The following is a 12,176-nucleotide window of genomic DNA, read 5'->3' as shown; positions in this document are numbered from 1 at the left end:
GCCGAGACATCCCCGCAAGGGGTGGCGAGGTCCCCCGCCACATGCTCCGCCAGACGCCCCCAGGCCCCGCGCCCTCTGCGCCCCTCCAAACCTTTCGCAATCGTTAATCCGCCCCTGCAAACCCTTGTTTTTGCTCACCCCGGCACATGTCCCACGCGTGGGACACCCCTGCCGCTCTTGCCCGCGGTTCCCCCGCGATCCGCCCGAAAATGTCCGTTCAGCGCCGGGTTGCTCTGGCATCGCGGTCCTGGCTCCCCTAAGACCGTCGGACACGGACCGGGAAGGACGGCAGGCATGTCCCACATCACCCTCATCCGTCACGGCCAGGCCAATTCCGCCGCCCGCGACGAGGAAAGCTATGACAAGCTCAGCCCGCTGGGCCACCAGCAGGCGCGCTGGCTGGGCGACTACCTCCGCGACGCCGCCGCCCATCATCCCCGGGTCTATTGCGGCACCCTCGTCCGCCATGTCGAAACCGCCGCCAGCGCCGGGTTCGACGACGTCACCCGCGACCCCCGCCTGAACGAGATCCCCTATTTCACCCTCGCCACCCTCCTGCAGGACCAGCGCGGCCTGCAGATCCCCACCGACCGCGAGGGCTTTGTCCTGCACCTGCCGCAGGTCTTCATGGCCTGGGCCATGGGCGAGATCGAGGAGGTCCCGATCTCCTTCGACGATTACATCGACGGCGTGACCACCGCCCTGGCCGAGATCGGCGGCGGCTCCGGTCCCGCGCTGGTGGTCACCTCGGGCGGGCTGATCTCGATGGTGATGCGCGGCACGCTCGGGCTCGACATGCCGGCCACCGCGCGGATGGCGCTTGCGATCATGAACACTTCCATGCATCGCATATTCCCGATCGGTGAAACGATGACGCCGGTGCTGTTCAATGCCGTCCCGCACCTGGAGGCGCCAGACCGCCACCATGCCCAGACCCATCTGTAAGGAGGACGGATGATCAAGCTTTACTTTTCCCCCGGCACCATCGCCAGCGCCTCGGCCATTGCCCTAGAAGAGGCCGGCCTGCCCTATGAGCCCGTCCGCGTCGATTTCGCCGCCGGCGAGCAGCGCGAGGAACCTTACCTGTCGCTGAACCCCAAGGGCCGGGTGCCCGTCCTGATCACGACCGACGGCACCTTTACCGAGACCGGCGCGATCCTCGAATACATCGCCGCCCGCGCGCCCGAGGCCGGGCTGGCCCCCGCCGATCCGGTCGCCCAGGCGCAGATGCGCGCGGCGATGTACTACTTCGCCTCGACCATGCATCCCAACCACGCCCACGGGCGGCGCGGCGCCCGCTGGGCCGACGACCCCGCGGCCCAGGCGGCCATGGCCGCCAAGGTGCCCGAAACGATGACCGCCTGCTGCGACTACGTCGAAAACCACATGCTGACGGGCCCCTTCATCCTGGGCGACCGTCCGAGCGTGGCGGATTGCTATCTCTACACGATCTCCACCTGGCTGGAAGGCGACAGCGTCGACATCACGGCATTCCCGAAACTGCAGGCCTTCCGCGAGACGATGGCCGCGCGGCCCTCGGTGCAGGCGGTCGTCGCCAAGGGGATGATCCCGCAATGAGCATGCCGCATCTCTGGATCCGGGCCGAGCAGCGTGCCAACGAGGACCGCGTCGGCATCACCCCCGACGGCGCGAAGGCGCTGATCGGGCAGGGGTTCGATCTGACCATCGAGGAGAGCGAAAGCCGCATCCTCCCGCTTGACGGCTATGTCGAGGCCGGCTGTGCCGTGGCGCCCGAAGGGTCCTGGCCCGAGGCGCCGGAGGACGCGATCATCTTCGGCCTCAAGGAACTGCCCGAGGACGGCACGCCCCTGGTGCACCGCCACATCATGTTCGGCCACGCCTACAAGGGCCAGCCGGCCGGCCAGGTGCTGCTGGAACGCTTCGCCGCGGGCGGCGGAACGCTCTACGATCTCGAATACCTGCTGGACGAGGACGGGCGCCGCGTGGCGGCCTTCGGCTACTGGGCGGGCTATGCGGGCGCGGCGGTGGCGCTGATGTGCTGGGCGGCGCAGAAGCGCCACGACATCTGCGGCCCGGTCCATCCCTATGCCGATGCCGAGGCCCTGCGCGCCGACCTGAACATACAGCTTCTGGCCACCGGATCCGAGCGGCCCGATGCCCTGGTCATCGGCGCGCTGGGGCGCGTCGGACGCGGGGCGGCGGACCTTTGCAAGGCGATGCGCGTGCCGGTGACCGCCTGGGACATGGAAGAGACCGCCAGCGGCGGCCCCTTCCCCGAGGTTCTGATGCACGAGATCTTCCTCAACTGCATCCTCGCCGGGCCCGACACCCCCGTCTTCGTGCCCTCCTCGGCCGGGTCCGACCCGCGCGCGCTCCGGGTGATCGGCGACATCGCCTGCGACCCGGACAGCGATTTCTCCCCGATCAAGGTCTACGACCGCACCACCACCTGGTCCGCGCCGGCGCTGCGCGTCCACTACACCCCGGCGCTGGATGTGACCGCGATCGACAACCTGCCCTCGATGCTGCCGCGCGAAAGCTCCGAGGATTTCGCCGGCCAGCTGCTGCCCTCGCTCAAGACGCTGGACGACCTCGACAGCGGCGTCTGGGGCCGCGCGAAGGAGATCTTCGACGCCCACGTGGCCAGGTACCAAGACTTCACCGCGCCGAGGACGGGCGCAGCGCGCGACACCGTCCCCGGCAAAGACGCCAGGACAGAAACGACGAAGAGGTCCACTCCATGACAATTCACTGGTGCGGCACCGGCCTGTCGGCCATCCCCGGCCTGCGCCGCCTTCTGGCGGCCGGCAAACCCGTCACCGTCTGGAACCGGACGGTGGACAAGGCGCAGGAGGCGGTCGGCGACCTGACCGACGACATCCGCGCCTTCGATCTGGACACCGTGGCCGCAGCGCTGCAGCCCGGCGACGTGGTAGTCTCGATGCTGCCGGGCGACTGGCACGTGCCGCTGGCGAAGGCCGCCATCGCGGCGAAGGCCCATTTCGTCTCGTCCTCCTACATCGCGCCCGAGATGCGCGCGCTGGACGACGAAGCCCGCGCCGCCGGCGTGATCCTGATGAACGAGGTCGGGCTGGACCCGGGCATCGACCACCTGATGGCCCATGCGCTGGTCGCCAAGTACCGCGCCTCGGATGCCTTCGACCCGGAAAACCACCTGAGCTTCCTTAGCTATTGCGGCGGCATCCCGAAGAACCCGAACCCGTTCCGCTACAAGTTCAGCTGGTCGCCGCTCGGCGTGCTGAAGGCCCTGCGCTCGCCCTCGCGGTCGATGAAGGCCTATTCCGAGCTGCGCGTGGACCGACCCTGGGACGCGATCGGCACCTATGTCGCCCCGCTGCCCACGCCCGAAGAGTTCGAGGTCTACCCGAACCGCGATTCCATCCCCTTCATGGCGCAATACGACTTCGACCCGGCCTGGCCGGTGAAGGATTTCGTCCGCGGCACGCTGCGGCTGAACGGCTGGACCGAGGCCTGGAAGGACGTCTTCGCCGAGGTCGAGACGCTGCAGGGCCCCGAGGGCGACGCCCGCCTGAAGGAGATGTCGGACCAGTTCTGGGAAGAAAACGCCTATGACGAGGGCGAGCCCGACCGCGTGGTCCTCTGTGTCGACCTGACGGCGGAGAAGGACGGCAAGGCGGTGTTCCACCAGACCTACGTTATGGACGCCTGGGGCGACGAACGCGGCACGGCGATGGCGCGGCTGGTGTCGATCCCGGTGGCCCTGGCGGTCGAGGCGGTGCTTGACCGCGCGGTGCCCGCCGGCGTGCATGCGGCGCCTTCGGATCCCAAACTGCTGGACACCTGGCTGGGCGAAATCGACACGCTGGCCCAGCACCTGGCGCTGATCGACCGGCTCGCCTGATCCCGGCCATTGCAAGGCGTCGCGCCTGACGGCGCAATCCATGCTCCGGGCACCAGAGGTGCCCGGTTGCCGCCCCTGCCCGCGCGCAGCGCCCTAGAGGACCCCGTCTTCCTCGTCGGAGACGGAATAGCCCATCGCCTCGAGCCCGGTTTCCAGGTTCTCGGCCAGGTGCGGCGTGCCGATCAGGTAGTCGGCGCAGGGGGTCGTGGCCTCGGCCCGCGCGGTGTTGACCGCCTCTGCGAAATCCTCGACCTCGAAACTGCCACGGCCGATCCACATGACGGCGACCAGCTCGGCCTGCTCGTCCTCGGTCATGGCCTCGACGAAATCGCGAAATTCACCTTCGGCCCGGCCAAGCTCGCGGCTCATGACGATGACCTGTGCGACCTTGCGGGGGGATAGCTCCTGCATCTTGGTTCTCCGGTAAAGACCGGGTCACATGGCATCAAGGCGCGGGGGCCGACATTGACATGGCGCAAGTGCGGTCGTGAAGAAACGCACCCTCCGGCAGGCTCAGCCCCGCGCGAAGATCTTCAGGTACACAGGCTCGGGCAGGAACCGCGACAGGCGGAACACCCAGGAAAACGCGCGCGGGAAGCTGCGCGAGAACCCCCGCCCCTTCATATGCGCCAGCATCTTGGCGGCGGCCTCGTCGGGTTCCATCAGCAATGGCATGGTGAAATCGTTCTTGTCCGTCAGCCGGGTGCGGATGAAGCCCGGGTTGGCCAGCTGCACATCGACCCCGGTCTTGTGCAGATCCGCATGCAGGCATTCGGCCAGCGCCATCACCCCGGCCTTCGAGGCGACATAGCCGATCGTCCCCGGCAAGCCCCGATAGCCCGAAAGCGAGCCGGTGATCACGATGTGGCCCGCGTCCCGCGACACCATCCCCGGCACGACCTGGCCCAGCACCCGCATCAGCCCGGTGAAGTTCACATCGGCCATCGCCGTCGCTTCCTCGGCGGTCCAGTCCTGCGCGGCCATGGGCCAGTAGACCCCGGCGAGGTAGACCAGCCCGTCGATCTCGCCCACCGACTGGGCCGCGTCGCGGACGCTGGCATCGTCGGTGACGTCGATCTGCACCACCTCGGCCTGGGTCGGCAGGCTGTCGGCCAGCGCCTGCAGCTTCTGGCCCGAGCGCGACGACAGCACCAGCCGTGCGCCCTCGGCGCTCATCTGCTGCGCCAGCGCCGCGCCAAGCCCTTCGCTTGCGCCGACCAGCCAGTATCTCTTGCCTCTGAGCTGTCTCATTTAAGCTGTCTCATTCCGCCGCCGTTTCCAATATCGGATCCGCTCCCCGGGCCTCGGCCCGGCCCACCGGACGCATCGTGGCCACCAGTTCGGCCACGGTGATCCCGAACTTGCGGAACTGGCTGCGGTTCATGATCGTTCCATCCGGCGTCAGGTACATCCAGTCGACCGCGTCCAGCACATGCCCGCCCGAGCTTTCGGGCAGGCGCAGCCGATAGCGCAGGCCCAGCGTCGGACCGCTGACCATGCCCCGGCCAAGACCGGGCACGTCATCCGCGCGGGCCTCGATCCGGCCGTCGGGCATCAGGGTCAGGTGCCACTCGCGGTCCCGGCTGGAGCCGTCGTCATAGCGGAAATGCTCGCGCATGATCCCGGTGTCGCCGGTCCAGGCGATATCGAAATCGGCGGTGAACCGCGACACCACGCGGCCCGTGGGCCCGTAGGTGACGCCATCGCAGGTCATCGCGCCGTTCAGGTGGCGGCGCGGGTCGAACTCCGGCCCGCCGGCGCAATAATCCCCCGGCGCCTGGGCGGCAAAGGACGCATAGCGGTGACGGAACCAGAACAGCAGCGCCATCAGGGCCGCGCCCAGGGCGACAAGCAGGATCTCTTGCATGGTCAATCCTCCGGTGAGGCCTCCAGTCGGGCGGCGGCGAGCAGGATGATCGCCGCCGCTTTCAGAAGGCAGGGCAGGCCGGCGTAGAGCAGCGCGAGGGTTCGCAGCGCGCTCTCTTCGTTGGGGCCGCCCGGGGTGAAGCCCGCCACCTCAAGCGCCGGCAGAAGTACCAGCGCCGCAAGGGACAGGGCGAATTTCGAAACAAAGGACCACAGGCCGAAGCCCGCCGCCGCCGAGGGCGAGACCCGGGCCATGCGCTTGGCGAAGAGAGCGGGCAGCAGGGTCAGGTCGGCCGCCAGCGCGGCGCCCGAGACAAGGCAGATCGCGGCAAAGGCGGCCACGTCCCCCGGGCCCAGAAGCGGCACCAGCGCGAAGGCGGCAATCGACAGCGCCATCGCGCCCAACAGCACCCGTTTCGCCCCGAATGCCTCGGCCAGCCGCCCCCAAAGCGGCGCGGCGGCGGCGGCGGACAGGAAGAACAGCAGCAGCAGCGGCCCCTCGGCCCCAGGTGCCTGCAGCCGGCTCTCGACGAAATAGAGAAACAGCGTCGCGGTCACCGCCACCGGGCTTGCGTTCAGCAGCCCCACCAGCAGCAGGCGCCGCGCCACGGGATCGCGCAGCACCGGCTTCAGCTGCGAGCCTTCGGCCGGGGCGGCGCCGGTCCATTCCGACTGCATCGCCATCACCGCCAGCAGGACCATCACCGCAAAGCCCAGGGCAAAGGCCGCATATGGCGCATCGGTCAGCACGGCCAGAGCCACCGGCGCGACCGAGGCGATGCACACGCCCAGCAGCGCGCCGGTCTCGCGCCAGCGGGCAAGACGCAGGTGCCCGTCCTCGCCCATATCCTCGGCGCGGGCCACGCCGCGGGCATAGAAACAGATGGTCAGGAAGGAATAGCTGCTGAAGACCAGCGTCAGCATGGCCGCGAACCAGATCAGCGGCGCCACCGGCGGCGTCACGGCAAAAAGCCCGGCCATCCCGCAGGCCATCACCCCCCCGGCGATCCCCACCGCAACCGCGCGCCAGCGGCCCGACACCTCGGCCAGCCGCCCCAGCAGCGGATCCTGCACCACGTCCAGCAGCCGCAGCGCGAACAGCACCCCGCCCATCGCGGCCAGGCTGACCCCGTTGGCCTCGGCAAAGACCTTGGGCGCATGGATGTACAGCGGCAGCCCGGCCATGGCCAGAACGCCCGCAAAGAGCGCGTAGGGCGCCAGACCCTCTCCCGTCATCCTGCGCGCCATGGCAATCATCCGCGCGTCACCTCGGCCTCGGGCGGGGCCGGGCGCACCCGGTAGCGCACCGATTTCAGCCGCAGCTTCAGCGCCTGCCAGAAGATCAGCCCCAGCACCCGCCGCGACCCGAAGGGCCGCCGCAGCGCCATGCGCAGGATCGCGCCATGGGTCAGCGCCCGGCGATGCCCGGTCAGCGTGGCGATCAGCCCGCCTTCGCCCTGGCTGTAGTCGATCCAGATGCCGATCCGCTCGGGCCGGATGTCGAACCGGAATTCATACCCGCCCTCGATCGGCTGGAACGGGCTGACATAGAAGATCTTCGTCGCCCGCAGCCGGTCCGACGGGCCGATCGGCAACAGATCCGGCTTGTGACAAAGATAGGAATGCCTCTCGCCGAAGGTGTTCGTGACCTCGGCGATCACCGCCACCAGCGCGTCGTCCCCATCCCGGCACAGCCAGAAGCTGACCGGGTTGAACACGTGGCCCAGCACGCGCGGCTGGGTCAGCAGCTCGATCCGGGCCGGCTGCGGCAGCTGGTGGCTTTCCATCACCTCGCGCACCCAGGCGGCCCCGCGCCCCTCGCCCGGCGCCCCGCCATGGTCGCTGTCGTGCACGGCCAGGACCCAGCCCCGGTTGCGCGAAAAGCCGCGCGGCGCGGCCACCTCGGCCTCGGCATCCAGCAGCAGGTAATCCACCCCGTAGCGGAAGGCGTTCTTCACCGATCCCTTGCGGCCATGAAAGGTCTGTCCGGCGATATGATCGACCGTCCTCATTCCGCGGCAATCCCAAGACCGGGCCGCGCGGCGATGGCCTCGACCACGTCGGCCGCGCTGGCGATCCCGTCCTCGTGGAACCCGTTGCGCATCCAGGCCCCGCAGAACCAGGTGGCGTTGGCGCCGTTGAAACCCCGGATCTCCTCCTGCGCGGCCAGGGCGGCGGCGTCGTAGACCGGGTGATGCATGGTCACCTGGTCGTGGATCAGCTCTTCGCGGATCGGACGGCGCGAATTCAGCGTGACGAACAGCGGATCGTCCATCGGGATCGGCTGCAGCGAATTCATCCAATAGGTCAGATCGATCACGTCCGAGGGCGCGTTGCGGTCCTCGGTATAGACCCAGCTGGACCAGACCTTGCGCCGCTTCGGCATCATGGCGGCATCCGAATGCAGCACGACCTGGTTCGGCTGATACCGGATACGCTCCAGCGCGCCGCGTTCGCGCGCATCGGCATCGGCCAGCAGGCGCAGCGTGACATCGGAATGGGTGGCAAAGACGACCTCGTCGAAATGCTCGTCCACCCCGCCCTGGGGCGCGATGCGCACGCCCGGGCCGTCGCGATGCACCGCCCGGATCGGGCAGCCCTCGCGGATCTCCACCCCGCGCCGCCGCAGTGCCGCCTCAAGGCGCTGGACATATTGCACCGATCCGCCCTGCACGGTGTACCACTGGTGCTGCCCGCTGTAGCTGAGCAGGTTGTGGTTCCTGAAGAACCGGATCATCGCATAGGCCGGAAATTCGAGGATCCTGCGCTTTGGCGTGGACCAGATCGCGCCCGAGAAGGGCAGCAGGTAATAATCCCGGAACCACGCCCCCATGCCCAGAGCATCCAGCAGCTCGCCCACCGTCATCTCGGGGCCCGTCACCGCCGCCTCGGCCTGCGCGTTGAACCGGAAGATATCGCGCACCATCCGCAGGAAGGCCGGGCGCACCGCGTGACGGCGCTGCGCGAACAGGCTGTCCGCGCTGGTCAGCGCATATTCCAGCGCACCGCCGTCGATCGAGACGCCAAAGCTCATCTGGCTCTTGGCCACCGGCACGCCAAGGTGATCGAAAAGCCGGGTCAGCCGGGGGTAATTGACCTTGTTGAACACGATGAACCCCATGTCCACCGGCTGATCGCCACGACGCCCGGCCATCACGGTGCGCGCATGTCCGCCCAACCGCGGCTCTGCCTCGAAAAGCGTCACGAGGTGGTTCTCGGCCAGCATGTGGGCTGCCGAGAGCCCCGATATTCCCGCCCCGATGACCGCGATCCTGCGCGGCAAGGCATTGCGTTGTTCGAATGGCATCCAGGTCTCCGGTATTGTCGTCCAAGGGTTTACGCTTGGGCGGCCCGTTCGGATGACATGTCTTGAAAAAAAGCGAAAAACATCGGGGGAAAGGCGGCCTGCGGCGCCCATCGCCGCCCTCCTGCCCTTGCGCGGGGGCTCCGCGCGCCCCTTCCTGCCACGCCCGGCCGCCGGACCAAAACGATTTCGCGCGAAAACTTTTTTGGCGCCCCGGTGATCCGGCCCCGTCCAGGCCGCGTAAACAGGGACATGGAGATGCAGGTTGAACCTTCCGGCCGTGACCGCGTAAGCCTTGGGGTGATCGCGCACAACGGATTTCGCCAAACGGAACCTGACCCGGACATGACCGAACCGTCTCCCGCCCGAGCCCTCTGGATCGGCCATATCGACCGGATCCGCGAGGACAAGGACCAGCAGGCCTTCGCGGAACTCTTCGCGTATTTCGCACCGCGGGTTAAAGGCTTCTTGATGAAATCGGGCGCCGACAGCGCCCAGGCCGAGGAATGCATGCAGGAGGTGATGGCCACGATCTGGCAGAAGGCGCACCTGTTCGATCCGTCCCGCGCTTCGGTGGCGACCTGGATCTTCACGGTGGCGCGAAATCGCCGGATCGACACGCTGCGCCGGCAACGCCGGCCCGAGCCCGAGGATCTGCCCTGGGGCCCCGAGGCCGAGCCGGACCAGGAGGACGTCATCGTCCTGCAACAGGAAAGCGACCTGCTGCGCCAGGCCCTGGCCGACCTGCCGGAGGCCCAGCGCGACCTGGTCGAACGCGCCTATTTCGGCGAGATGAGCCACCGCGAGATCGCGGATGCAACCGGTCTGCCCCTGGGCACGATCAAATCGAGGATAAGACTGGCGCTGGAGAGACTGCGCCACGCAATGAACGGTAGCCAATGACCAACGAGATCAGACATCATCTGACGGACGCGATCCTGATGGCCTATGCCGCTGGCAGCCTCAACGAGGCGTTCAGCCTGATGGTCGCGACCCATGTGTCGCTCTGCGACGAATGCCGCGCCCGGCTGGAAAGCTACGATGCGCTCGGCGGCGCCCTGCTGGACGGGATCGATGCCGACGCCCAGGCGCCCGTGGCCGAGGACAGCCTTGCCGCGACCCTGGCGCGCATCGCCGCCAGCGACGCCGGCGAGACGGCCGCGATGCGCCCCGCACCGGCGCCCCGCGGTTCGGTCCTGCCCGCGCCCCTGCGCGATTACGTCGGCGGCGATCTCGAGGCGATCCGCTGGCGCCCGGTCGGCATGGGCGTGAAACAGGCGATCCTGAAGACCGGCCCCGGCGCCACCGCCCGGCTTCTCTTCATCCCCGCAGGCACCGCGATGCCGGACCACGGCCACCACGGCACGGAAATGACCATGGTGCTGCAGGGCGCCTTCTCGGACGAGGACGATCACTTCGCACGCGGCGACGTGGAAATCGCCGACGAAGAGATGCAGCACACCCCCGTCGCCGACATCTCCGAGGATTGCATCTGCCTCGCCGTGACCGACGCCTCGCTGCGCTTCACCTCGCTGCTGCCGCGCCTGGCGCAGCCCTTCCTGCGGATCTGACCCGGGTCCGGGCGCGGCCCCAACCCTGAACAAACGGTTAATCCGCCCCCGCACCCCCTTGAGTCCAAACGACCGCCCCGATGTCCCACGCGTGGGACATCGCTCCACGCCCCTGCTTCACCTTGGCCCAAATACCTCCGGGGGAGTCCTCCAAAGGAGGACGGGGGCAGCGCCCCCAACCCCGTCCTCAGCCCGCGCGTCCCTCCCCCTCCGGCGCACAGGCCAGCACATCCAGCCCCTCGTCGCGCCCCCGGATCCCGGTCCGCCCCAGCAGCCGCCACTCCCCCGGTGCCCCCTGCCCTGCCCGCTCCAGCAGGTCGCGCGACACCACGATCGGCGCGCCCAGCTCCTTGGTCATCCCCTCCAGCCGCGCCGCCACATTCACCGGATCGCCGAAGACCGAATATTCCAGCCGCGTGTCATCGCCCACCACGCCGCTGAACACCTCGCCCCAATGCCCGCCGATCCCCACCCGGATCCGCTCGGGCCGCTCCTCGGACCACGCCTCCATCGCGGCCCGGATCCGGTCGGCGCAGCGCAGCGCGCAGCAGGCCGCCGCCGCCGGATCCCCGCCGGCCGGAAAGACGATCATCGCCGCGTCGCCCATGAACTTGTCGATCATTCCGCCGCAGCCCTGCACCGCCCGGGTCAGCCGCGCGCGGAACTCCGACACGAAGCCCGACACCTCCTCGGGCGTCATCCCCTCCGAGATCGTCGTGAAATCCCGCATGTCCACGAACAGGATCGCCATCTCCTCGCGCCGCCCCCGCCGCAGCTCGTCCAGCCGGCCCTCGGCCAGCTGGTCGGAAATCTGCGCCGGCAGGTAGCGCGTCAGGTTTGCCCGCGCCTGCGTCTCGACGATGGATTGCAGCAGCAGGCGCCGCGTCCGCGCCGCCGCCACCGCCAGCACCGCGCCCGTCAGCGCGATCATGCTCAGCCGCATCAGGTTGGGCGGCGTGGCCAGGAAGAACCCGACCTGGTCGGCCCTGCCGCCCAGCGCCGGCCCGAACCCGCTTTCGGTCCCGGCCCCGATGTCGAGCATCGCGCCGATCCCCAGCACCAGCACCACGGTGATATAGATCTGCACCGCCGGGTTCACCCGCAGCATCCCGAAGGCCAGCGCCATCGGGATCAGCCAGACCGGCGGCAAAGCAAAGACCACCTGCCCCGACAGCCCGGTATTCGACAGGCTCAGCCAGATGTTGACCAGCAGGAAGACGCAATCCGTCGTCACCGTGACCCAGATCATCCAGCGCCGCATCAGCCCCGCCCGGCCCAGCGTCCAGGCGCCGAGGCCGACAAGGCAATAAGCCCCCATTGTCACCGCGGCAAAGAGCCATTGCCGCTTCTGCATCGAGTCGGCAAAGCCCGACAGCGGCCCGACCGTCACGGCGAAAAACAGCAGCAGGCCCGAGGCCACCAGCATCCGCAGGACCGACACCAGCTGTTCCGAGGCGATCTCCGCCTCGGTCAGAAGTCGCCGCGTCTTGGCGTGGGGGTCGCTGGTCGTCATCTGATCCCGTCCCGGTTGTCCCATCCATAGGGCAGGCGCCGACTTCGGGGAAGCAAA

Annotated in this window: 13 protein-coding genes; 6 read left to right on the top strand and 7 right to left on the bottom strand. The window is 68.6% G+C overall.

Annotation, left to right across the window (positions count from 1 at the left end; translation table 11 throughout):
• The first annotated feature begins 294 nt into the window (after nucleotides 1–294).
• The 4 genes from ATO3_RS08085 to ATO3_RS08070 are packed head-to-tail and all read left to right on the top strand — an operon-like array spanning nucleotide 295 to nucleotide 3,865.
• Nucleotides 295–945, top strand: coding sequence for a histidine phosphatase family protein (locus ATO3_RS08085; RefSeq protein WP_088649304.1), 651 nt, complete (start codon nucleotides 295–297; stop codon nucleotides 943–945).
• Between the two features lie 12 nt (nucleotides 946–957).
• On the top strand, nucleotides 958–1,578 hold the full coding sequence (locus ATO3_RS08080) for a glutathione S-transferase family protein (RefSeq protein ID WP_088649378.1): 621 nt from the start codon (nucleotides 958–960) through the stop codon (nucleotides 1,576–1,578).
• Between the two features lie 2 nt (nucleotides 1,579–1,580).
• Complete coding sequence (locus tag ATO3_RS08075; RefSeq protein WP_088649377.1) at nucleotides 1,581–2,726, top strand: saccharopine dehydrogenase; 1,146 nt, start codon at nucleotides 1,581–1,583, stop codon at nucleotides 2,724–2,726.
• A complete protein-coding gene (locus tag ATO3_RS08070) occupies nucleotides 2,723–3,865 on the top strand; it encodes a saccharopine dehydrogenase C-terminal domain-containing protein (protein ID WP_088649303.1) in 1,143 nt (380 codons plus the stop codon). Before ATO3_RS08075 ends, ATO3_RS08070 begins: the two co-directional genes overlap by 4 nt.
• Before the next feature lie 93 nt (nucleotides 3,866–3,958).
• Here the strand turns inward: ATO3_RS08070 and ATO3_RS08065 are convergent, their stop codons facing one another.
• From ATO3_RS08065 to ATO3_RS08040, 6 genes are all read right to left on the bottom strand, one after another.
• A complete protein-coding gene (locus ATO3_RS08065) occupies nucleotides 3,959–4,276 on the bottom strand; it encodes a DUF3775 domain-containing protein (RefSeq protein ID WP_088649302.1) in 318 nt (105 codons plus the stop codon).
• 102 nt (nucleotides 4,277–4,378) lie between these two features.
• Entirely contained in the window at nucleotides 4,379–5,116 is a 738-nt protein-coding gene (locus ATO3_RS08060; protein WP_088649301.1) for an SDR family NAD(P)-dependent oxidoreductase, read from the bottom strand.
• A 10-nt stretch (nucleotides 5,117–5,126) separates the two neighbouring features.
• The gene (locus tag ATO3_RS08055) at nucleotides 5,127–5,732 is read right to left on the bottom strand and encodes a DUF3833 family protein (protein ID WP_088649300.1); all 606 of its coding nucleotides are present in this window, start codon (nucleotides 5,730–5,732) and stop codon (nucleotides 5,127–5,129) included.
• A 2-nt stretch (nucleotides 5,733–5,734) separates the two neighbouring features.
• On the bottom strand, nucleotides 5,735–6,988 hold the full coding sequence (locus ATO3_RS08050) for an MFS transporter (RefSeq protein WP_233152068.1): 1,254 nt from the start codon (nucleotides 6,986–6,988) through the stop codon (nucleotides 5,735–5,737).
• Complete coding sequence (locus ATO3_RS08045) at nucleotides 6,985–7,743, bottom strand: DUF1365 domain-containing protein (protein ID WP_088649299.1); 759 nt, start codon at nucleotides 7,741–7,743, stop codon at nucleotides 6,985–6,987. The genes ATO3_RS08050 and ATO3_RS08045 overlap by 4 nt, the downstream gene beginning before the upstream one ends.
• Nucleotides 7,740–9,038, bottom strand: a complete 1,299-nt coding sequence (locus ATO3_RS08040; protein ID WP_088649298.1) for an NAD(P)/FAD-dependent oxidoreductase — start codon at nucleotides 9,036–9,038, stop codon at nucleotides 7,740–7,742. Before ATO3_RS08040 ends, ATO3_RS08045 begins: the two co-directional genes overlap by 4 nt.
• Before the next feature lie 342 nt (nucleotides 9,039–9,380).
• On the opposite strand from ATO3_RS08040, the gene ATO3_RS08035 reads away from it, so the two are divergent.
• Nucleotides 9,381–9,938 (top strand): sigma-70 family RNA polymerase sigma factor, encoded by a 558-nt coding sequence (locus ATO3_RS08035; RefSeq protein ID WP_198963219.1) that lies wholly within the window; start codon nucleotides 9,381–9,383, stop codon nucleotides 9,936–9,938.
• A complete protein-coding gene (locus ATO3_RS08030; RefSeq protein WP_088649296.1) occupies nucleotides 9,935–10,606 on the top strand; it encodes a ChrR family anti-sigma-E factor in 672 nt (223 codons plus the stop codon). Before ATO3_RS08035 ends, ATO3_RS08030 begins: the two co-directional genes overlap by 4 nt.
• A 187-nt stretch (nucleotides 10,607–10,793) precedes the next feature.
• Here the strand turns inward: ATO3_RS08030 and ATO3_RS08025 are convergent, their stop codons facing one another.
• On the bottom strand, nucleotides 10,794–12,119 hold the full coding sequence (locus ATO3_RS08025) for an adenylate/guanylate cyclase domain-containing protein (RefSeq protein ID WP_158217919.1): 1,326 nt from the start codon (nucleotides 12,117–12,119) through the stop codon (nucleotides 10,794–10,796).
• Between the last annotated feature and the right edge of the window lie 57 nt (nucleotides 12,120–12,176).

Source organism: Marinibacterium profundimaris (assembly GCF_002210095.1).
GTDB classification, from domain to species: domain Bacteria; phylum Pseudomonadota; class Alphaproteobacteria; order Rhodobacterales; family Rhodobacteraceae; genus Marinibacterium; species Marinibacterium profundimaris.
This window is presented reverse-complemented; position numbering and strand designations above follow the sequence as displayed.

Bases quoted from the DNA above. Each gene is read 5' to 3' on its own strand.
- ATO3_RS08030 (WP_088649296.1), top strand. From the start codon at position 9,935: ATGACCAACGAGATCAGACATCATCTGACGGACGCGATCCTGATGGCC.
- ATO3_RS08085 (WP_088649304.1), top strand. From the start codon at position 295: ATGTCCCACATCACCCTCATCCGTCACGGCCAGGCCAATTCCGCCGCC.
- ATO3_RS08050 (WP_233152068.1), bottom strand. From the start codon at position 6,988: ATGATTGCCATGGCGCGCAGGATGACGGGAGAGGGTCTGGCGCCCTAC.
- ATO3_RS08055 (WP_088649300.1), bottom strand. From the start codon at position 5,732: ATGCAAGAGATCCTGCTTGTCGCCCTGGGCGCGGCCCTGATGGCGCTG.
- ATO3_RS08025 (WP_158217919.1), bottom strand. From the start codon at position 12,119: ATGACGACCAGCGACCCCCACGCCAAGACGCGGCGACTTCTGACCGAG.
- ATO3_RS08070 (WP_088649303.1), top strand. From the start codon at position 2,723: ATGACAATTCACTGGTGCGGCACCGGCCTGTCGGCCATCCCCGGCCTG.
- ATO3_RS08075 (WP_088649377.1), top strand. From the start codon at position 1,581: ATGCCGCATCTCTGGATCCGGGCCGAGCAGCGTGCCAACGAGGACCGC.
- ATO3_RS08060 (WP_088649301.1), bottom strand. From the start codon at position 5,116: ATGAGACAGCTCAGAGGCAAGAGATACTGGCTGGTCGGCGCAAGCGAA.
- ATO3_RS08040 (WP_088649298.1), bottom strand. From the start codon at position 9,038: ATGCCATTCGAACAACGCAATGCCTTGCCGCGCAGGATCGCGGTCATC.
- ATO3_RS08035 (WP_198963219.1), top strand. From the start codon at position 9,381: ATGACCGAACCGTCTCCCGCCCGAGCCCTCTGGATCGGCCATATCGAC.
- ATO3_RS08065 (WP_088649302.1), bottom strand. From the start codon at position 4,276: ATGCAGGAGCTATCCCCCCGCAAGGTCGCACAGGTCATCGTCATGAGC.
- ATO3_RS08045 (WP_088649299.1), bottom strand. From the start codon at position 7,743: ATGAGGACGGTCGATCATATCGCCGGACAGACCTTTCATGGCCGCAAG.